Origin of the sequence: Candidatus Marithrix sp. Canyon 246 (genome assembly GCF_001723685.1) — a bacterium.
In the GTDB taxonomy this organism is placed as follows: Bacteria; Pseudomonadota; Gammaproteobacteria; order Beggiatoales; family Beggiatoaceae; genus Marithrix.
Genome location: NZ_MCBX01000044.1, coordinates 149,969 through 169,773, shown reverse-complemented (window position 1 = coordinate 169,773; position 19,805 = coordinate 149,969). Strand labels below are relative to the sequence as shown.

Here is a 19,805-nt window from a genome sequence, read left to right as displayed (position 1 = left end):
AGACTTATATTATGGAAATAATTAATCACACCCCTTTTGTTGTAGAAGCCTTACCATTTAACAACATCATGTTACTTATAGTCAAGGGAACCTTTGAAATGTTACAAGGACAAAAGGCAGCGGCTGAACAAATTCCCATTGCCTTTGCTGATGAATTTAATGATGGTGGCAGTATCAAATTTGAGTCTGATATTGTACCTTTTAAGCCCAGAGCAGATATTGTTTTGAATGGTAAAGCATATGCTCCACATGGAAAACAAGTCAAAAGACTAAAAACCTCATTAACAGTGGGTAAAGTATCCAAGACACTGATTGTTACTGGTGATCGGTATTGGCAAACTAGAGCTGGATTTGTAACAGCCTCAGAACCAGAACCATTTAGCGAAATGGAAATTGTGTATGAACGAGGATATATAGACTCAAAAAAATCAATTAAAGATTGCCCCTTACCAAATATAGAAGATCCCAATTTTCTGATTCAAAGCTGGAAAGACAAAGCAAAACCTGCTGGATATGGATTTATTAGCAAAAGCTCAGCAAGCAGAGTAAAATATTTAGGTACTTATGATGAAAAATGGCAAAAGGAAATTGCTCCAAATCCACCTAATGATTTTAAAATGGACTTTTATAATGCAGCACCAGAAGAATTGCAAATGCAGGGCTATCTTAAAGGTAATGAAAATGTAGAATTAGTGAACCTGATGCCAGAAGGAGTAGTTAATTTTAAATTACCCACTTATAAGCTAAATATACAATTGGAAAAAGAACAAGTAACTACAATGAATTTAGATACTCTGTGCCTATTGCCCGATGAAAAGAGGTTTTATCTGGTTTGGCGCGGTAATATTCCAATTGATATACAAAGGATTATTGTTTCGGGAGTAGTATTATAATGCAAATTCGCCAAGAGCAGATGGATACATTTTCACAAGCAGAATTAACAAAATTTGAAGCGCGAATTGCGGATTTTTTGTATAGTGAATTTCCTGATGCTCCAGAAGTACCACGAGAACAATTAATACCAGCGATTCATGAACAAGTAACTAAAGCGCGTTCTTATGGTTTAGAGACAGAACGCCAAATAGCCAATTATGTAACAACAGCTTGGCTATTAGGGCAACAATTTGACACTGAATTTCCTGCTGCTCAAGAAATGCTAAAATCATCAGAATATATGCCTGATGATAAATCAGAATGGATGGCTCAGTGGACTGAAGAAATGTTTGCTGCTTTAGAAGGAGATAAAAATGTCTTGGGGTGACGCTTTTAAAGCGGCTTGGAATAAAGCGACTGATGTTGCTTGTGATGCCGCTGGTGCTTTAGCTACAGGTGCTAAAAAAGCTACTGGTTGGGTAAAAGAAAAAGCCTCAGATGTTGCCGATTGGAGTAAGCAAAAATACACTGAAATAAAAGATAAAGCGACAAAAACGGCAAACTGGGTTAAGAAAAAAACTGATGAGGTAAAAGAATGGACTAAGAAAAAAGCCTCACAAGCGGAAACTTGGGTTAAGGATAAAGCCATAAAATTCAGTAAAATGGCAAATAAAGCATACCAAAATGTTAAGAAAAAATTTGGAGACATAGTTGCGGGGGCAACTAAAATTATATGTAAAACAGCAAATGCCATAGACAATGCCATACAAAAAGGTCTTGATAGAGCCGCCAAGGAAAGGGCTAAGCAAAAGCCTAAAGGAGACTTGTTAAGTCAAGCTTTTGATGTAGTTAAACCCTCAATCAAATATGAATGGAGTAAGCCCTACCCACAGAAGAAAGGATGGGGAAGCTATAAAGACGCTGATGACAAACCAGAATCAGGTGTAAAAGTAGGAGGAACCACTGAATGGGCAAAGCATGAAGACCGTTTGCTGTATTATGGGGATGAAAGCAATAATCTTCAGATAGGATCTTACAGTTCAGAATTAAAAAGTGGTGCTGCCTATGATCCCAAAAAGCAGGAATTTACCGCAGATGTTATTGACATGAGTGCTCATGTTACTATAACAAGTTGGCAAACAAAAAATATAAAGGTGGATGTTGGTTCACTGGAAGGAAAAGGAAAGATTGGCATAACATGGGGACCTGACAAAAAGGAAGCGATTGCTGAAGCTAATCTCTCAGCAGATTTAATTAAAGGTAAAGCTTCTGGTACCTTGAATATCACTCCAAAAAGTATCTGGGATAATACGGTTGGACGTTTACCTTGGTTTGGAAAAGCACCAAAATGGCTTGATCATGGTATCAGTATAGGGGCAGAAGGAGAAGCGGGCATTGGTATTGGTATTGGCGGGAAAATTGGGGTTAAAGATAGTAAATTTGTATTAGGAGGAAAACTTGGGTTTGGACCGAAGTTAAGCTTCAGTTTGGGAATTGGATTTAAATAATTTTTATACTAACGGAGAAATTCAAACATGGTCAATACAAAACTGCCTCTTGGGGAAAATATTAGTGACGAAAAAATCAAGCTAGACTACAACATGGTACAAGATGTACCATTTGAGAATGAAAGTATATCTTATCGTGTCCTTGTGCCAAAAAACTGGAACCCCATGACCATTCACTTAAAGTCACGTCCAGTTATTAATGCCGAAAAAATGACCGGAATAGGTATGTTTGTTGGCCCTCAGATGCAAAATACAAAACCTTTTATTTTGCTTCAAGTAATGGAACTACATCAAGAAATGGCAGCAGCTGATGTTTTAAGAGGCTATGTGTTAGCGAATGACTATAAATTAAAAACCATCCAAGAAGATTCTCCAAAACGTGTTGATAGCCTTGTTGAATTTGAAATAGAAGGTGCTACATTTTTTGGGAGAGCTATGATGGGAATTACCGGAAATCGTGTTGGATTTCTTTTAGCAGCTGGGCCATATTCGGATTATGATGGCTTGAAAGATACATTTGCTTTAGCTTCTGCTTCCTTTAATATGACTAAAGCACCTCAAGGCGATATAGAACCGTGGCGAGAATGTAAAATTGGAACTGATTGGCTTAGCTTTAGTTATCCTATTTCTTGGAATTTCAGCCGCCCTTCTTCATTTGAACCCAACAGTCGTGCTGGTGTAGAACTTTACCATACAGATATTGATGAAAATATCATAGGAATAATTCGTATTAAAGTTGTTTTAAAAGCAAATATCATCAATATAGAAACAGAATTGATAAAATTTATGGATGAACTTGAAGAAATGGGTGTTGAATTCGGTGAAATTATGGCTCGCGATAATTTATCTGTAAATGGACGCTTTATTGAGGGACATCAAGTAGTATATCAAGCTCTTGATAAAAATACCGGATTAGTAAGAGAAGTTTGGTGTACGCTATTGGAAGATGATGAATATTTGTCATTTTTTGCGCTTCTCACTACAAGAAGAGAAGATGCTTTTTCTATTTGGGCAGTTAATAAAAGAGCATGGCAAATAATTATGAATACATTAGAATAATATGTATGAATGCATTAGCACGTAGGGTGTATGATGCTTTGCTTATACACAAGCTAGCTTGACTTTCTCAACAAAATCCGTTTATTCCGTAAATCCGTTGTACTTAATAACTAATGTTACACACTGTAGGTTGGGTTGACGATAGGATACGCAGTCACGTAGCAAAGCGGAGTAAGCCCAACAAATTCACAATTTGTACCTAGTACTTAGTCAACTTTCAAGTGGCGGGTTTTAGACCTGACAGGTTTTAAAAACCTGTCAGGTCTTTGGGCTTGTGACCAGCGGTTTAGCTTATTGACAGCAGACTTAATCCTGTAAGGATCTTGAATTTATTCCTAGGCTGTGTTTGAGAATGTTAAAATGTTTTTTTACATCATATTGCGGTCATACCAGTTTTGTTAGTACAACGAATTAAGAAATAAACGAAACGATACAAATTAGTTTATTTCTTAATTCGTTGTACTATAGACCAGCATGTAGGGTGTATCCTGCGATAGGTTTCGAGTGCCAAATTACACCAAAACCGAATAAGTGTATGACACTTTGCTTGACTTTCTCAACAAAATCCGTTTATTCCGTAAATCCGTTGTATTTAATAACTCATGTTACACACCTACAGAATTTTAAAGCCCTGAAGGGGCGATATATTATAGCCTAGGGCAACGCCCTAGGTGAGGATATTAATTTATGTTAGCCCTGAAGGGGCGAAATATTATAGCCTAGGGCAACGCCCTAGGAACGGATATTATTTGATGTTAGCCCTGAAGGGGTGTTTTAAAACATCAATCTATTTCGCCCCTTCAGGGCTAAAAAATTAAATTCCGTACCTAGGGCGTTGCCCTAGGCTATATTATTTCGCCCCTTCAGGGCTAAAAAATTAAATTCCGTACCTAGGGCGTTGCCCTAGGCTATATTATTTCGCCCCTTCAGGGCTAAAAAAATTAAATTCCGTACCTAGGGCGTTGCCCTAGGCTATATTATTTCGCCCCTTCAGGGCTTAAATTATTATCGTCAAGAATTTTTGGATATATATAAATAACTATGGCTGAGTATAAAACTAGAGTTGCCAGCACTTCAAGGCGCGATCAACAATCAAATAATTCAATCAATAAATCTTGGTCTCATCCTTCTCAATGGGATAGTGGTGAGGAATTTGTCTTAGAACCCGGGGTTATTATTCGAGAAAATTATCGTTTAACAGAAAAGCTTGGTGAAGGTGGCATGGGCGTGGTTTGGAAAGCGGTTGATTTGATTCAAGAAGCTGGTGATTCGCGTAATCCTTATGTTGCTATTAAGTTTTTAAGTCGAGATTTTAAGGATCATCCTGATGCGCTTAAAGCATTGGTTCGTGAGTTTAGTCGCTATAAAAAATTAACTCATACTAATATACTTAAAGCTTATGGCTTAGATCGCATTGGCGATAGGTTTTTTATGGTAATGGAATTTTTAGAAGGAATTCCATTAAATAAATTTATCAGAAATAATCCTAATGGTATTAGCCTAAGTGAAGCTGAATATATCATTAATGATATGGCTAAAGCATTAGAACACGCTCATCAAAATGGTGTTGCGCATTTGGACTTTAAGCCTGCTAATGTGCTTTATGATGATGAATTGAATATTGCCAAAGTCATTGATTTTGGGATTGCGCGACGAATAGAAGAAATTGATGAAGATGACACGACTCGATTTGATCCCGGAAGTTTAGGAGCATTAACAGATTCTTATGCTAGTTCTGAAATGTTCTTAGGTTTAAAACCTGATCCTCGTGATGATATTTATGGTTTCGCTTGTGTAACTTATGAATTACTTTCAGGAAAACATCCCTATCAAAGAAAAAAAGCTAATCAAGCTGAAAATGAGAAGCTTTCTCCTCAACCGATTAAGAGTTTAAATAGTCAACAAAATAAGGCTCTATTACATGCTTTGGCTTTTAATAGAAATGATAGAACACCAACAGCAGCTCAATTTTTAGATGAGTTTTTTTCAAGGAAAAAGAAGAAAGTGGGTTTCGTAGGAAAAAGTATTATTATTTTTCTAGTGCTTGTGGTAGCAAGTATTTCTGCACTAACATTCTTTAAGAAACCTCAAAATACAGAGATAGAAACAGAAATCATTAAAGAACAAGTTCAACAACCAAAGGAGCCTCAACCTGTAGTAGTAGTAGAAGAACCTCCAGCTTTAGCATGTGAACAATTTTCAACTAAGATACTCTTAAGAGATGCCCATAAATACATGCAAGAATATAGTATAATCTATCCAGTTGGAGATAATGCTCTGGAAAAATATCAACAAGTTTTGGAGCTTTGCCCTACTAATCAAGAAGCGAAGAATGGATTAACTAATATTGCTGAATCTTATAAAAATAAAGCAAAGAGCAGTTTGATAATAGGACATATTAAACGATGTCAAAAACATATAGACAACGCATTACGCGCTGCACCCAATGATCCAGATTTAATAGATTTTTGTAAAAAATAATAAAACCGCATAAACGCGGTTTTATTATTTATCTATCTTTTAAACTTACCAACATTTCTAACTTGTACACGTCGATGTTTAGGGTGCCAAGAAGGATAAGCTTCTAATAACTTCTCTTCTCCATAGCCTATAGCTTTGAGACGTGATCTACTAATCTTGTGCTTCCAAATCAAATAATTTGTAACTCTTTGAGCACGTTTTCTGGATAGCCTTTTATTAGCAGCCCAAGAACCCGAAGCATCAGTATGACCCTCAATTTCAAAATCACAATCAAGTAATTGATCTGTGGAAAGAACTTGAGCCAAAAGATCAGCATATTGACGACCTTGCCTTGTTAACCAAGACGAACCGCGTTTAAACTGAATGAGTATTCCCACACTTTTTGCTTTGAAATTAGGCGTACTACAAATTGAACTAGGTTTTGGATCACGCACTGATTGTACAGGCTTAGTAGGAATCTTAGATATAGGCGGTGTAGGCTCAGAGTGCATAGGTTGGGGTGGCATTAAATCCCTAAGCAAATCTGCCTTGCTAGGCATTCCATCATACATTTTTACATCATCAGCAAAACTATTAAATGTATAACATAATGCCAAAAACAGGATAGATTGATAAATCTTCATTTAAAACTTTCCTACATTTCTGATTTGCACACGTCGATTTATAGGATTGGTAGAATACTTTTTGCCATTTAACAATCTATATTCTCCATAGCCCTTAGCTTTGAGACGCGCTGGATTAATACTATGTGCATTAATTAAATAAGATACAACAGTATTGGCACGTTGCTTGGAAAGCCGTGTATTATGATAGGCACGACCAGAGCTATCTGTATGACCCTCAATTTCAAAATCGCAAGCTAATAACTGATCAGCGGCAAGAACATCACCCAAAAGATCAGCAAATTCACGAGCTTTAGGTGTCAAGTTAAATTGATTGACTTTAAATCTAATAGTTATTCCAACGATTTTGTCTTGGAAATTAGGCATATTGCATGGTGAAGGAGATATTGAACGAGTTCTACCAAAACTTCTGGTCATAACCGGTTGGTATGGCATTAAATCTCTAAGTAATTGCGCCTTAGTCGGCACTTGGTCATAAATAATGACATTATCTCCAGCAAAACTATTGAATGTGTAACATAATGTTAAAATTCCTATGGATTTATATTTCATAGCTCAATTCCTCTTATCTTATATTAAAAGTATGCTTATTATACTAAAATAAAAATTGTTTGTAAAGAATATTTTGGACTAGTGTTTGCATAAATACCAATATAAATTTATGAATTATGATAAATAATCATAAAAGATGGAATAACAGTTGCATCTATTATGATAAATAAGGTTGAATTATAGTTTGCAAAGAGCTTAAAGCAATATCGCGATAACTGCCATTATCGCTTATCGCCCAAGCCTGTAGCAAAGTAAAAGTTTTATCAAACTCAGTTTCGATACTAGTTTGTTCCTGAGAATGCGCAAGAAATTCGTCTGCCTCTTGTAAAATATGCTCAGAAATAGCAACTTGTATTTGAAAATTAACATTCTCCCAATTGCTTTGATAATAAGCCCAAATGGCGCGTTTATAAAATTGAGTCTGCGGAACAACATTCTGATTCCATTGCTGCTCAAAATATTGCTGATAAGATTTATCACCAGTTACACGATACAATTCAGCGGCTGCCCATAACTTTATATCCTCACCCTCTGACTGACTCTGTAACCAAGCCTGTTCAGCGCGATTTAAATAATCAGCGGCTAAATTCACATCATACATAGCTGATAAGCGTGTAGCATTAGCAAATAAAGCTGCTGCCACAGCCTTATTATACTCTTCACTTTGCTCAAAAGTTTCCAATTGCTTCTGTAACCAAAATAAGTCATCCTGATTACTAGCCAAATTTAACGGCTTAATATCATAAGCCGTGAAAGAATACGACAACACCGATGATGTTGTAAGTTTTGTAAACTCATGAGTATTTTTTACAGAAGAACTAGAAACAGGAGCTAAAGATTTGAATTTATTAAATGATTGCGGTTGAAGAATAGATTTACGACTTTCTCCTATAAACTTTAATAAAGCTTCATACTTAGGAGTAGTAACTTGATCCATATATTCCAATGTACCCCAGCTACCCCATTTACTAGAACTACGACAATTAGTATAATGAACAAATAAATTACCACCTTTTGCTTTCCACATATTCAAATATTCTGTATATAATTTTCCCATACGTGGATCACGATTAGCATTTATAAATAATTCAGTTATAGCTTCATTATTAATAACATTTTGTACACCAACTAAATGCTGCCCTCCTTCATAAGCTATCAGATCTAAACCCATTTTCTTTGTAACATTAGCTGTATCTTCTATATGATTCGCAGAATCTTGTAATGCGCCACCAGATGTTTCATGGTTTAAAATCCCACCATATTGTAATTCTTGAAATAATTTATTTAAACCACCATCAGCCTCTTTAGTCCATGCTGTAACTTCTTGTTCATGTTGAGGAAGTCCAAGGTAATAACCAAAGTAAGGTGCAATTGCAACAGCATTGATACCATGACGATAACATGGAGCTTCTTGTTTCCATAATGGACAATTTAAAATTTCTGTAATACTCCATTCATTACTTGCTTGGGTTGCCATTACACATATTACTCGTTCTGAATTTTCCGCCCAAACTTTTTTCCAAATATCACAAATTTGCGCAGTGCGTTTACCAAACCAATTCAAACGTTTGGTATAAGAATCTACATCAGGATATGCTTGATCCCATTCCTTTGAAGCTTGTTCTTCTACCCAAGAAGCTTGCTCAAACATTGAATTCCAAACTTCATTAGAATATTCAACATAAACTTTCAAATTAGGAGATAAATTAGTTTTAACTAAGCTCGCAAAATTCTGTATATATTCATCATCTACCTGATGTGGCATATTAAACCAAGGATCAGAATTATTTAAGTTGGATAATTTTACCATAACTTCTAAAGGTGCCGATTCATCATCTCCACTCCAACGTGCATCAGCTATTGTAGTTCGTTGTTGCCATTTTTCTTCAGTAGAACCATTAGTATTCATCCAATTCATAAATCTTAACACTTTAAAGTGTTTAATTTGTTCCAAAAAATTTGGATAAAATACTTGATTTTGATGATACATAGATTCATGATTCGGCAAAATAACGCGAATGTTACGAATATAATTTCCATTTTTATTAGGATCAGTTGCAGTTATTTTAATATAAATACCATCATCATTAGGAGTAACATTAATTACATCACGACCGGGACGAGAAGCTTTATCATTTTTCTGAGCGGAAAAATCATATTCAATTGTACCCTCACCATCATACAATACAATATATTGTCCGGCTGGATAATGCCCATCAAGACTACTGAATAATAAAGTACCAACAAACCAATAAGTTGGTTTATCAGTTGGAGCTGGTAAAGAACGTACCCAACCATGTTGATCTAAATCTAATTGATCAGCTTCCTCAGTATTCCAAGATTTTTCAGAAGAACAATCAGCTTGTTCGCCCTCCACGCATTGAGTAATCCATGGTCTGGAAGTTTTAAAAGCGTCAATAAAACTTAATTCTGAAGACCAATCATTAATGTTATTGAGATTAGTACCAACGGCTGACTGGATATTATTAACATGCTTAATATCACGAGTTTGAAGAAATGTTTTGCTAGTAGAAGATTGTTTCTGATCTACTAACTCATTTGATAAGGGTTTCGAGAAAAATTGATTATTATGAAGTTTATTTTCAAATTTATTTTCTTGGCTCATAGTTGCCACAGGATTATCATTCTCTTCCTGTTTGTCAACATTCAATACCATTATGCAAGAAGAAATGGTAATTAAAAAGCCTAGTAAATAGATAAAAGGTATGTGGAACATAATATGATTTACCTATATTAGTTAAGTAATTAATTAGTCCGCAATCATTCATAAATTGTTCCAATTATTTTACTATGCAAAATAGTATTTTAAAAAACAATAATATATATTATATCACTATATAGTTATTATTAAGAATGATAACTATATAGTGATGTTAAAATGACATAGTTGTCAAAATATTGGCAGTTTTTTTTAATATTTTGAATATGCTAAAATATTATTTTTTATAAACAAATTATATTTTATATTGCATAATAGTCATTTAAAAATATAATATATGTAATATAAGCTAATAATATATTTTATATAAAATACATTATGATTGTTAATATGCAATTCGTATTCCTATTTATCTTTCAACACTAACATAATAAGTGTCGCAACAATTAACAACAAATAGATTGGACTAAAAAATTCTAGCCATAATACTGGCATTATCCACATCATTATTTCTGTATAAGTTATTATCAATAACAAATGTAAGGCTACTACTATCCATGCTAAAGCAATACTTATTCTTAATAATGGCTGCAAGAAAATTAAGCGGGCGTGCCAAATATCGGCACTGGTGACAGGTGTTTGTTGTAAACTTTCTTCTATGCTCTTAGGTTTTATACCGGTTACTTCGCTTATTGGAGTTGGATTACCGCAATTACCGGCTAGCAGCATTTTTAAATTATCAGTAGTAAGTGGACCAAAATTTAAACGATCATTCAGAGCGGCAGAAAATTTCATTAATATTATGGGAATAAAGAAAGCCAATGTTGGCTTCATTTGTAACCATTTTCTTAGTAAGGCAAATAAGTTGAGTAAACTTATTGGTTTCGCGCCTACTAATTCAAAACTCTTAGCCTCAGTAGGCCAATTTTTTAATAATTCTAATAGGTTAGCTTTTAAGTGATCAATGTGAATTGGCTGTAATTGTTGATCTCCTTTGCCTATGATTGGCATAATTGGTAGGCTTGCCATTGCAGAAAACAATGTTGTACTATCACCACCGCGCCCAATTACCATAGATGGATAAAAGATGACGCTATTTAGTTTCAAACTTTTTAATGCATCATCAGCGGCACGTTTAGTAATATGATAAGGAGTTTCGGCATTGTCATCAGCACCTAATGCTGAGATTTGTAAGATTTTATTAATACCAACTTGTTTTGCCGCTGTGAATAAAGCCACTGGAGCTTTTGTATGTATATTCTCAAAACTTTGAGAGCGGGTTTCAACAATAATTCCAACAGCATTAATAACAAGATCAATATTTTTTAAACGTGGAACCCAAACATCAGGAGAATGATCCTTAGTGAAATCACATGCTAAACACTCAATTTCAGGAAAACGCGCTTGCCATTTTTTAGTATCTCGAACACAAGCAACTACTTTATGCCCATCACTAACTAAGGCTGATAATAAATTTTGACCAACAAAACCACTGGCACCGGTTAATAATATATTCATAATCGTATTAATTTATATTATAAAGTGCCTAGTTTAAAGTAAAATCTATGATCAATCAACTAATCATGAACTTTTTTATCAATCAGGAGTTCAAAGCAAAGCTTTGATTTTACAAAGCTGCGCTTTGAACTCCAAACTTCCTACAATTTATAGTACAACGGATTTACGGAATAAACGAAAATAAACGAATTATTATTCTAAAATAATAGAAATCCGTTTATTCCGTAAATCCGTTGTACTAAATCCAAAACAAAAAACAACTACAGGGATTGCATGTAAGCAGCTATTATAATTTGCCTTAGTCGCAAAAGTAACCGGATAAATCCCCATAGCAAATTTATCAACTGATACTTCATGCTTCTTATCTCCCATATTAAACTTCCCAGCAGGAATCTACAGGATTTGATTCTGGCAATACAAATTTATTAACTTGCCATGTTGATAATGTCTCACAACCCAATTGTTGGTTTAATTTAAATAATTTGTTTGTCCACGTAATTCGCTGTACTTAATACTATTATACTTAACTACAAATTATCAAGTGCATCTAAACACTTATAAAAGCCAATTAAAAACTGGGAAGCAGTCGGAAAACGAGAATTAGTTGAAGAACAAGGAAAGACTATTGAAGTTATTTTCAAAACAAATAATCAGTCTTAAAAACAGAAGATTGTAATTCCTCATCATAACAAATATGATAAGTGCGCCCAATAGCAGGTTTTAATTCTTTATAATATTTCTTATTAATCTCTTCATCAGTAGATAACAAAATAACTTGATGACTCGCTTGAGGAAAATAATTTTCAACTAAATTCTGACGATGTTGACCATCTAAGCGGCTTAAAGGCGTATCAATAATAGCTGGCAATGGTCTGCCAGACGCTCTACTTAAACCCCATAAAATAGAAACAGCTAACAACTGCCTTTCACCAGCAGATAAATTCTCAGTAGCTAAAGATTCCTTATTGCCTGTATAAAGTTTAAAGCTATAATCCATAGGATTAATTTCTATACCGCTAATAAAATTCTCTTTTCTAATTAAATTTTGAAAACTATCTAAAATTAAACTTTCTAATTTATTAATATGTTTTTTTAACATAGCAATACGAAATTTTTCTAAAGTCTCACGTACTGTTTCAGAATGCTTTAATATTCGGCGTTTAGTTTCATTTATAAATTGTTCCCGTGCATTATCTTCATAAGTTTTATTTAAAACATTTTTTTTACGTACAATATCATTTTGAAGACGTTCTGATTCTTGTATTAATTGTTCTAATTTAAACTCTTTTTGCTCAATCTCTGCTTTTATATTCTTTAATTTTTCATTAATACCATCTAAACTAGAAGGATCAGGAATACTATCTAATTTCCGTTCATAAGCTTCTATTTGATCAGTTAATATTTGAGCTTGTTTAATTAATTTTTTTGTTGATTTTTTAATATCTCCTAAACTCTCTAAACGCACTAATGCCGAACTATTAAGATTCAAATAACATTCTGTTTTTAACTTTTCCTCACGCTCAGTTTTATCTTTTGTTATAAATGTTTTCAATACAGATAAAGCAGAACCAGCAACTTGTTGTTGTTTTAACAATTTCAATATTGCATTATCACGCTTAATAAGAGTTTGATTTAACATACCAATATGTTCAACTTCTTGTTCTAAAGATACCTGCTCATCAACTTGATTTAACAAATCAGATACCAACAACAACGGAGTATCACCAGTGGCAATCTCACGTAACTCTTTATTCTTTTCCAATAATTGTTGTTTACGATTTATTAAATCATTTTCAATTAACTGTCTTTGCTCAAATAATTCCCCACCTTCACGACGATATTCTTTTTTGAATTTATCTTGTGTAATTTTTAAATCTTTTAAACTTAATTTAATTTCAGTTTTTTCTTGTTTAATATTTTTATTTTCAATTGTCAACTGTTTAAGTTCTTTTTCTAAGCCCATAATTTCATCAATCGTTTGCTGTGATTGAAGTTGAGCTTTACGTTTACGTTCGATAGTTAATAAATCAGTATCTAAACGATCAACTAAATCCAAACCCAACAAGGCTTGAATACCAATCCTAAGCAACAGTGCCGCTTTATCTTGATTAGCAAAAGCCTCAATTTTTTCCCCATCGAAAAAAAACAAACTAGCAATTTGCGCCGGTATAAATTCCTCAACATATTCATACCAACGCTCAGTAATCACAGGATCTAAAACTCCATCGCGTTGAACTTCAACACTTTCCTTAATATTCTTACCATTCAAGCTCCATGAACGACGAATACGAATCGCTTCTTCTTTACCTTCTCTAAAATGTCTAAATTGTAACTCCAAATTAGCTCCATCTACAGGATCCACATTACGATTAATCATTTTCGCCAAATAATCTAAATAATTAACCGTAGTCTTTGCAAACTTACCATAAAGTACCAATTGCAAAGCCTCTAACAAAGTCGTTTTACCACTACCATTCAAACCACCAAATAAAATAATAACTTTTTTCGATGAAGCTGGTAGCAAATTAACAATATGACGACCCTTATAAATACCAACATTTTCTAATACAAATTCTTCAAAAATCATAAAGCATCAATCTTAAAACGAGATGGACAATTACCACGCATAGTTTTAAACCTTCGTGTTGGTAACACATCTTTGAAATTATCAATCTTAGATAAATCCTTTTGTAACCGTATTCTAATTTCAGTTAACAATTTTTTACCTCTAACTCTTTTACATTTTAAGCCCAAATAAGCGCGACTACCTTTACCAAATTCTTGATCAAACGCCCTCAATAATTTAGAACGTCGAATATAATTACCAGCATTATTAGCAACTAATTTATTAAAACTAGTTTTTGAAAACAAATCCACCAAACGATTAGATACTTCATAATACTTATTCTCTGACAAACCAGAACAACTACCATGTTTATACCACTCATGACGTTGTAAACATGACATAGTACCCGGCATAAATTTATTTAAATCCGTTCTGACACTGTTAGATAAATTCAAAGATGGCATCTTACACCAACGTCTTTTTTTATCCTTCCATTTGATAGACTTAGACACATTACAATAACCATAACGATGACCATTACGTCCCTTCTTATTTGGCCAAAGTCCATGTAAAACAAAGTTATAGGCACTAAAATCACTTTTCTTTTGAGAACGACAGGCTGGTTTACCACGCCGATATTCACAAAAAGCCGATTGCCAACTAAGAGCTAAAACATAATAATCAAAAGAACCTGCCTTACTATAGGCTTGTGAATACGAACTTGTACTCAATAATACTATAAACATAAACTTAACTAAATATTTCATATTAAAATTACTCATAATGAAGAAAAGACTTGACAGAAATAAAAAAATTATTTCTAATACTAATGCGATATTATATATGTTTTTTAAAACTTGTAGGATAAAATGATGAAAAAATTTGTAGGAACGACAATATTAATCACAAGCCTGAGTTATTTAACTGCTTGCGGTACTAGTAATGCCATAAAAGGAACTGGAATTGGCGCAGTAGCTGGCGCTGCAATTGGAGCTGCAATTGGAGATAAACCCGGACGTGAAAAAGAAGGCGCAATTATTGGCAGCGTCATAGGTGCAGGAATCGGAGGGTTTATTGGTAATCGGATAGATAAACAAGCTCAGGAACTAAATACAATACCCGGTGTTAGTCAGGTAAAAGTGGAAAAAGAAGAAGGCAATGAAAAAATTGACTTTCAAATGAAAGTACTTTTTGATTTTGATGATGCTAGTATAAAACCTTCTGAACATACTAAATTAGATAAATTCGCTGATGTACTATCTAAATATCCTGAAAATATAGTTCTTATTGAAGGTCATACTGATGATAGGGGTGAAGATGACTATAATCAGACACTATCTGAACAACGGGCTGAATCTATTAAAAATTACCTCAATGCAAAAAATCCATCAATTAAATTGAGTTCAGTTGGTTATGGTGAAAGTAAACCAATTGTTCCTAATGATACAGAAGATGGTAGAGCATTAAATCGTCGCGTTGTAATTAAAATTACAATTGATCAACAACGTGCCGCCGAATTATATCAAAATTCACAATAAATGATAAAACCTTGAAATCAATTGATTTCAAGGTTTCACAAGTTTTTAAACTTCGGTTTCTTCTTCTTCTATTATTGGTCTATCCACTAATTCAACAATAGCCATTGGTGCTTTATCACCCGTTCTAAAGCCACATTTAAGAATTCTTAAATATCCACCCGGACGTTCCTTATAACGTGGACCCAATTCATTAAATAATTTTGTGACAATTTCTCTATCTCTTAATCTAGCAAAAGCTAAACGACGTTTAGAAACGCTATCTTCTTTAGATAAAGTAATTAAAGGTTCTACTACTCTACGTAGTTCTTTAGCTTTAGGTAAAGTTGTTTTAATTATTTCGTGGCGAAAAAGTGACACAGCCATATTTTTAAACATTGCTTTTCTATGACTACTGGTCCTATTTAAGTGCCGACCTTTCTTTCTATGGCGCATAATTTTCCTTTATTCGTTTCATTAAGAATCTTTTGAATTATCCTCCAATCCGGGAGGAGGCCAACTTTCTAAACGTGCCCCTAAAGAAAGTCCCCGTGAGGCTAATACATCCTTAATTTCTGTTAAAGATTTCTTACCAAGGTTTGGTGTCTTTAATAATTCTGTTTCTGATTTTTGAATCAAATCACCAATATATAAAATTCTTTCTGCTTTCAAACAATTAGCAGAACGTACTGTTAATTCTAACTCATCAACAGGTCGTAATAAAATTGGATCAATTTCATTCTTTTCTGTTGTGGTATTTTCTGCCTCAACATCACCTTTTAAATCAACAATAACAGACAATTGATCTTGTAAAATACCAGCCGCTGTTTTTACAGCAGTTTCTGGATCAATTGTCATGTTAGTTTCTATGTCAATAATTAGCTTATCAAGATCAGTACGTTGTTTAACTCGTGCCCTTTCAACTTGGTAAGATACGCGCAAAATTGGACTAAAAGAAGCGTCTAACTTTAAAGTACCGATAGGAGTTTCATTATCATCATCTTGAATTCTTTGACTAGCGGGCTGATAACCGCGCCCCATCATTATTTTCAAATTCATATTGAAATCAATGGCTTTTGTCAAATTAGCAATAACATGATCAGGATTTGCTACTTCTACATTACTATCTACAATAATATCAGAACCACATACTGGACCCGGTCCTTGTTTAGTTAGTCGCAAATTTACCTCTTCACAACCTTCCATGCGAATGGCTAAACCCTTCAAATTTAATAATATATCAATGACATCTTCTTGTACACCCTCAATTGGGGTATATTCATGTAATACACCATCAATTACAACTTCTACTACCGCAGCTCCCGGCATAGAAGATAATAATACTCGTCTTAAAGCATTACCTAATGTATAGCCAAAACCACGATCCAAAGGCTCTAATGTAATTAATGCTGTTGTTTCATTGATATGTTGAACATCAACTATACGTGGTTTTAATAATTCCATCATGATAGGCTTGCCCCTATTTGGAATACAATTCCACTACCAGTTGTTCATTGATATCACTTGGTAATTCACCACGTTCTGGTGTAGATTTAAATATCCCTTGCATTTTATCGACATCAACATCAACCCATTCAGGGAAACCATATTCCTTAGCACTATTTAATGCTGCTTGAATACGCAATTGTTTACGACTTTTTTCACGGATAGATATAACATCGCCCGCTTTCACTTGGTAAGAAGCAATATTTACTACACTATCATTTACTAAAATAGCTTTATGACTTACTAATTGTCTAGTTTCAGCACGAGTCACACCAAATCCCATGCGATATACAATATTGTCTAAACGACATTCTAGTAATGTCAATAAATTTTCGCCTGTTGAACCTTTTAAGCTACTTGCTTTCACATAATAATTATGAAATTGCTTTTCTAAAACACCATAAAGTCGGCGTATTTTTTGTTTTTCACGTAATTGCAATGCATAGTCAGACATACGAGGACGCTTATCACCATGCTGTCCCGGTAATTTCTCTAACTTGCATTTAGAATCTAAACTGCGTGTACGACTTTTTAAAAATAGATCCACACCCTCACGGCGGCTTAATTTACATTTAGGACCAAGATATCTTGCCATATTTAAACTCTACGTCTTTTAGGAGGACGACAACCATTATGCGGAATTGGTGTCACATCTGTAATACTAATAATCTTAAATCCATTAGCATTTAAAGACCGAACGGCTGATTCTCGTCCTGGACCCGGTCCTTTTATTCTGACATCCAAATTTTTAACACCAAATTCTTTAACTATATTACCAACCTTTTCAGCCGCTATTTGAGCAGCAAAAGGTGTACTTTTACGTGAACCACGAAAACCACTACCACCAGCAGTCGCCCAACCTAAAGCGTTGCCCTGACGATCTGTGATGGTAATGATGGTATTATTAAAAGAAGCATGTACATGGGCAATGCCATCAGTTACATTCTTTTTTACTTTCTTACGTGAACGCTGTGCTGCCTTCGCCATATTTTTAATTATAAATTATTAATTTAAAGTTATTTCTTAATAGCTCTACGAGGACCTTTACGAGTCCGAGCATTAGTACTGGTACGTTGACCATGTACAGGTAAACCACGTCTATGTCTCATACCACGATAACAGCCTAAGTCCATTAAACGCTTAATATTCATTGAAACTTCACGACGTAAATCACCTTCAACATTATATTTGGCAACTTCAGCACGTAAATTCTCTAATTCTTCATCTTTTAAATCTTTTACTTTAAGCTTATGTGGAATACCTAGGGTATCACAAATATTTTGTGCTGTAGTATTACCAATACCATAAATTGAGGTCAATGCAATGACTGTATGTTTATGTACTGGGATATTTATACCAGCAATACGGGCCATAAATTACTCTCTTTTAATTATTAATGATTTCTATTATTAACCTTGTCGCTGCTTATGTCGTTTTTCTTTACAAATAACTCTGACTGAGCCATTACGACGAATAACCTTACAATTTCTACAAATCTTTTTTACTGAAGCTCTGACTTTCATATTTAACTAAATTTTAATTATCGGTTATCTGATGATTGATAACCGATGAATAGTATTAACGCAATAGTGGATTCCGACTATCACCACCACCTAAATTAGTATTTTTCATCAAACTTTCATATTGATGTGACATTAAATGCGCTTGTACTTGCGACATAAAGTCCATTGTCACCACAACAATAATTAACAATGAAGTACCACCAAAATAAAATGGAACATTCCATTTTAATGTTAAAAATTCTGGTAACAAACAAATTGCTGTTATATAAATAGCAGCCGCTAATGTTAAATGCGACATTACTGTATCAATATATGCTGCTGTTTGTTTCCCGGGTCTGACACCGGGGATAAAAGCACCTGATTTTTTTAAATTATCTGCTATTTCTTTTGGATTAAATATTAAAGCTGTATAAAAAAAACAGAAAAATATAATCGCAACTGCATATGCAAACACATATAATGGTTGTCCCGGTGACAAGGTTTGAGATAAATCTTTTAACCATGTCATACCTTCAGCACTACCTAACCAACCACCTAAAGTAGCTGGAAATAAAATAATACTAGAAGCAAAAATAGGTGGAATCACACCAGCCATATTTAACTTTAATGGTAAATGACTGCTTTGTCCAGCATACATTTTATTACCAATCTGACGTTTGGCATAATTTACTGTTAAACGACGCTGACCACGTTCTACAAATACCACAAAAGCTATTACAAATAAAATTATCGCAAATAATAACAATAATGTTAATACATGTAATTGACCAGTACGTGCCAATTCTAAGGTACCACCTACTGCTGAAGGTAAACCTGCCACAATACCAGCGAAAATAATGATGGAAATACCATTGCCAATTCCACGTTCAGTAACTTGTTCACCTAACCACATTAAAAATAATGTACCGGTTACCAAAGTCATGACAGCTGTTACTTTAAAAGCCATACCTGATTCAATGACAACATTTTGACTTTCTAAAGCAATAGCCACACCTGTAGCTTGGAAAAGTGCTAATACTAATGTTCCATAACGAGTATATTGAGTAATTTTACGTCGCCCTGCATCTCCTTCTTTTTTCAATTGCTCTAACTTTGGTGATACCACAGTCAACAATTGCATAATAATAGATGCAGAAATATAAGGCATAATTCCTATCGCAAAGACAGAAAAACGCTCTAAAGCACCACCTGAAAACATGTTAAACATGTCTAAGATCGTACCGCGTTGCGATTCAAACATATTCGCTAATGCTACCGGATCAATTCCGGGAACAGGAATAAAAGTACCTATGCGAAAAACAATTATTGCACCTAGCACAAACAACAAACGTTGTTTTAGCTCGGTTAAACGACCCAATTTTCCTAATTCACTCGCTGTATTAATAGCCACTTAAGTCCTCTT

General features: G+C 34.2%; 20 protein-coding genes. 6 read left to right on the top strand and 14 right to left on the bottom strand.

What is annotated here, in order from left to right:
* Window positions 1-11: 11 nt before the first annotated feature.
* The 5 genes from BHU68_RS16010 (at window position 12) to BHU68_RS15990 (ending at window position 5,921) form a co-directional block, all read left to right on the top strand.
* Window positions 12-893, top strand: coding sequence for a DUF2169 family type VI secretion system accessory protein (locus BHU68_RS16010; protein WP_069472287.1), 882 nt, complete (start codon window positions 12-14; stop codon window positions 891-893).
* Window positions 893-1,261, top strand: coding sequence for a hypothetical protein (locus BHU68_RS16005; protein ID WP_069472286.1), 369 nt, complete (start codon window positions 893-895; stop codon window positions 1,259-1,261). The genes BHU68_RS16010 and BHU68_RS16005 overlap by 1 nt, the downstream gene beginning before the upstream one ends.
* Window positions 1,248-2,381, top strand: a complete 1,134-nt coding sequence (locus BHU68_RS16000) for a hypothetical protein (protein ID WP_069472285.1) — start codon at window positions 1,248-1,250, stop codon at window positions 2,379-2,381. The genes BHU68_RS16005 and BHU68_RS16000 overlap by 14 nt, the downstream gene beginning before the upstream one ends.
* A gap of 27 nt (window positions 2,382-2,408) precedes the next feature.
* Window positions 2,409-3,440 (top strand): hypothetical protein, encoded by a 1,032-nt coding sequence (locus BHU68_RS15995; RefSeq protein WP_069472284.1) that lies wholly within the window; start codon window positions 2,409-2,411, stop codon window positions 3,438-3,440.
* A 1,041-nt stretch (window positions 3,441-4,481) separates the two neighbouring features.
* Complete coding sequence (locus BHU68_RS15990) at window positions 4,482-5,921, top strand: serine/threonine-protein kinase (RefSeq protein ID WP_069472283.1); 1,440 nt, start codon at window positions 4,482-4,484, stop codon at window positions 5,919-5,921.
* A gap of 32 nt (window positions 5,922-5,953) precedes the next feature.
* Here the strand turns inward: BHU68_RS15990 and BHU68_RS15985 are convergent, their stop codons facing one another.
* The 7 genes from BHU68_RS15985 to BHU68_RS15955 form a co-directional block, all read right to left on the bottom strand.
* Complete coding sequence (locus tag BHU68_RS15985; RefSeq protein ID WP_069472282.1) at window positions 5,954-6,544, bottom strand: OmpA family protein; 591 nt, start codon at window positions 6,542-6,544, stop codon at window positions 5,954-5,956.
* Window positions 6,545-7,096, bottom strand: a complete 552-nt coding sequence (locus BHU68_RS15980; protein ID WP_069472281.1) for an OmpA family protein — start codon at window positions 7,094-7,096, stop codon at window positions 6,545-6,547.
* Window positions 7,097-7,253: 157 nt separating this feature from the next.
* Window positions 7,254-9,833 carry a glycoside hydrolase family 9 protein gene (locus BHU68_RS15975; protein WP_141698922.1) on the bottom strand — a complete coding sequence of 860 codons (2,580 nt, stop codon included), beginning with the start codon at window positions 9,831-9,833 and terminating at the stop codon, window positions 7,254-7,256.
* A 348-nt stretch (window positions 9,834-10,181) separates the two neighbouring features.
* Window positions 10,182-11,294 carry an NAD(P)H-binding protein gene (locus tag BHU68_RS15970; protein ID WP_069472279.1) on the bottom strand — a complete coding sequence of 371 codons (1,113 nt, stop codon included), beginning with the start codon at window positions 11,292-11,294 and terminating at the stop codon, window positions 10,182-10,184.
* Between the two features lie 192 nt (window positions 11,295-11,486).
* Window positions 11,487-11,666: a hypothetical protein gene (locus BHU68_RS15965; RefSeq protein ID WP_069472278.1), complete on the bottom strand. Its 180-nt coding sequence runs from the start codon at window positions 11,664-11,666 to the stop codon at window positions 11,487-11,489.
* 265 nt (window positions 11,667-11,931) lie between these two features.
* Window positions 11,932-13,881 carry a DNA sulfur modification protein DndD gene (gene dndD, locus BHU68_RS15960; protein WP_069472277.1) on the bottom strand — a complete coding sequence of 650 codons (1,950 nt, stop codon included), beginning with the start codon at window positions 13,879-13,881 and terminating at the stop codon, window positions 11,932-11,934.
* Window positions 13,878-14,627 (bottom strand): ribonuclease T2 family protein, encoded by a 750-nt coding sequence (locus tag BHU68_RS15955; protein WP_069472276.1) that lies wholly within the window; start codon window positions 14,625-14,627, stop codon window positions 13,878-13,880. Before BHU68_RS15955 ends, dndD begins: the two co-directional genes overlap by 4 nt.
* A gap of 105 nt (window positions 14,628-14,732) precedes the next feature.
* Between BHU68_RS15955 and BHU68_RS15950 the strand changes: the two genes are divergently transcribed.
* The gene (locus tag BHU68_RS15950; RefSeq protein ID WP_171899668.1) at window positions 14,733-15,398 is read left to right on the top strand and encodes an OmpA family protein; all 666 of its coding nucleotides are present in this window, start codon (window positions 14,733-14,735) and stop codon (window positions 15,396-15,398) included.
* Between the two features lie 45 nt (window positions 15,399-15,443).
* On the opposite strand, the gene rplQ is transcribed toward BHU68_RS15950, so the two are convergent.
* Genes rplQ through secY form a run of 7 tightly spaced genes read right to left on the bottom strand, consistent with a single transcriptional unit; the run spans window position 15,444 to window position 19,787 of the window.
* A complete protein-coding gene (gene rplQ / locus BHU68_RS15945) occupies window positions 15,444-15,830 on the bottom strand; it encodes a 50S ribosomal protein L17 (protein ID WP_069472274.1) in 387 nt (128 codons plus the stop codon).
* Window positions 15,831-15,851: 21 nt separating this feature from the next.
* On the bottom strand, window positions 15,852-16,841 hold the full coding sequence (locus tag BHU68_RS15940) for a DNA-directed RNA polymerase subunit alpha (protein ID WP_069472273.1): 990 nt from the start codon (window positions 16,839-16,841) through the stop codon (window positions 15,852-15,854).
* A gap of 13 nt (window positions 16,842-16,854) precedes the next feature.
* Window positions 16,855-17,475, bottom strand: coding sequence for a 30S ribosomal protein S4 (gene rpsD, locus BHU68_RS15935; RefSeq protein ID WP_069472272.1), 621 nt, complete (start codon window positions 17,473-17,475; stop codon window positions 16,855-16,857).
* A gap of 2 nt (window positions 17,476-17,477) precedes the next feature.
* A complete protein-coding gene (rpsK, locus tag BHU68_RS15930) occupies window positions 17,478-17,867 on the bottom strand; it encodes a 30S ribosomal protein S11 (protein WP_069472271.1) in 390 nt (129 codons plus the stop codon).
* Window positions 17,868-17,896: 29 nt separating this feature from the next.
* Window positions 17,897-18,253 (bottom strand): 30S ribosomal protein S13, encoded by a 357-nt coding sequence (gene rpsM / locus BHU68_RS15925; RefSeq protein WP_069472270.1) that lies wholly within the window; start codon window positions 18,251-18,253, stop codon window positions 17,897-17,899.
* A 36-nt stretch (window positions 18,254-18,289) separates the two neighbouring features.
* Complete coding sequence (gene rpmJ / locus BHU68_RS16680) at window positions 18,290-18,403, bottom strand: 50S ribosomal protein L36 (RefSeq protein WP_083234128.1); 114 nt, start codon at window positions 18,401-18,403, stop codon at window positions 18,290-18,292.
* Window positions 18,404-18,458: 55 nt separating this feature from the next.
* The gene (gene secY / locus BHU68_RS15920; protein WP_445082187.1) at window positions 18,459-19,787 is read right to left on the bottom strand and encodes a preprotein translocase subunit SecY; all 1,329 of its coding nucleotides are present in this window, start codon (window positions 19,785-19,787) and stop codon (window positions 18,459-18,461) included.
* Window positions 19,788-19,805 lie beyond the last annotated feature (18 nt).

What these genes read in the sequence shown, in the direction of transcription:
- BHU68_RS16010 (WP_069472287.1), top strand. Translation starts at nt 12, where the DNA reads ATGGAAATAATTAATCACACCCCTTTTGTTGTAGAAGCCTTACCATTT.
- BHU68_RS16005 (WP_069472286.1), top strand. Translation starts at nt 893, where the DNA reads ATGCAAATTCGCCAAGAGCAGATGGATACATTTTCACAAGCAGAATTA.
- BHU68_RS16000 (WP_069472285.1), top strand. Translation starts at nt 1,248, where the DNA reads ATGTCTTGGGGTGACGCTTTTAAAGCGGCTTGGAATAAAGCGACTGAT.
- BHU68_RS15995 (WP_069472284.1), top strand. Translation starts at nt 2,409, where the DNA reads ATGGTCAATACAAAACTGCCTCTTGGGGAAAATATTAGTGACGAAAAA.
- BHU68_RS15990 (WP_069472283.1), top strand. Translation starts at nt 4,482, where the DNA reads ATGGCTGAGTATAAAACTAGAGTTGCCAGCACTTCAAGGCGCGATCAA.
- BHU68_RS15985 (WP_069472282.1), bottom strand. Translation starts at nt 6,544, where the DNA reads ATGAAGATTTATCAATCTATCCTGTTTTTGGCATTATGTTATACATTT.
- BHU68_RS15980 (WP_069472281.1), bottom strand. Translation starts at nt 7,096, where the DNA reads ATGAAATATAAATCCATAGGAATTTTAACATTATGTTACACATTCAAT.
- BHU68_RS15975 (WP_141698922.1), bottom strand. Translation starts at nt 9,833, where the DNA reads ATGTTCCACATACCTTTTATCTATTTACTAGGCTTTTTAATTACCATT.
- BHU68_RS15970 (WP_069472279.1), bottom strand. Translation starts at nt 11,294, where the DNA reads ATGAATATATTATTAACCGGTGCCAGTGGTTTTGTTGGTCAAAATTTA.
- BHU68_RS15965 (WP_069472278.1), bottom strand. Translation starts at nt 11,666, where the DNA reads ATGGGAGATAAGAAGCATGAAGTATCAGTTGATAAATTTGCTATGGGG.
- dndD (WP_069472277.1), bottom strand. Translation starts at nt 13,881, where the DNA reads ATGATTTTTGAAGAATTTGTATTAGAAAATGTTGGTATTTATAAGGGT.
- BHU68_RS15955 (WP_069472276.1), bottom strand. Translation starts at nt 14,627, where the DNA reads ATGAAATATTTAGTTAAGTTTATGTTTATAGTATTATTGAGTACAAGT.
- BHU68_RS15950 (WP_171899668.1), top strand. Translation starts at nt 14,733, where the DNA reads ATGAAAAAATTTGTAGGAACGACAATATTAATCACAAGCCTGAGTTAT.
- rplQ (WP_069472274.1), bottom strand. Translation starts at nt 15,830, where the DNA reads ATGCGCCATAGAAAGAAAGGTCGGCACTTAAATAGGACCAGTAGTCAT.
- BHU68_RS15940 (WP_069472273.1), bottom strand. Translation starts at nt 16,841, where the DNA reads ATGATGGAATTATTAAAACCACGTATAGTTGATGTTCAACATATCAAT.
- rpsD (WP_069472272.1), bottom strand. Translation starts at nt 17,475, where the DNA reads ATGGCAAGATATCTTGGTCCTAAATGTAAATTAAGCCGCCGTGAGGGT.
- rpsK (WP_069472271.1), bottom strand. Translation starts at nt 17,867, where the DNA reads ATGGCGAAGGCAGCACAGCGTTCACGTAAGAAAGTAAAAAAGAATGTA.
- rpsM (WP_069472270.1), bottom strand. Translation starts at nt 18,253, where the DNA reads ATGGCCCGTATTGCTGGTATAAATATCCCAGTACATAAACATACAGTC.
- rpmJ (WP_083234128.1), bottom strand. Translation starts at nt 18,403, where the DNA reads ATGAAAGTCAGAGCTTCAGTAAAAAAGATTTGTAGAAATTGTAAGGTT.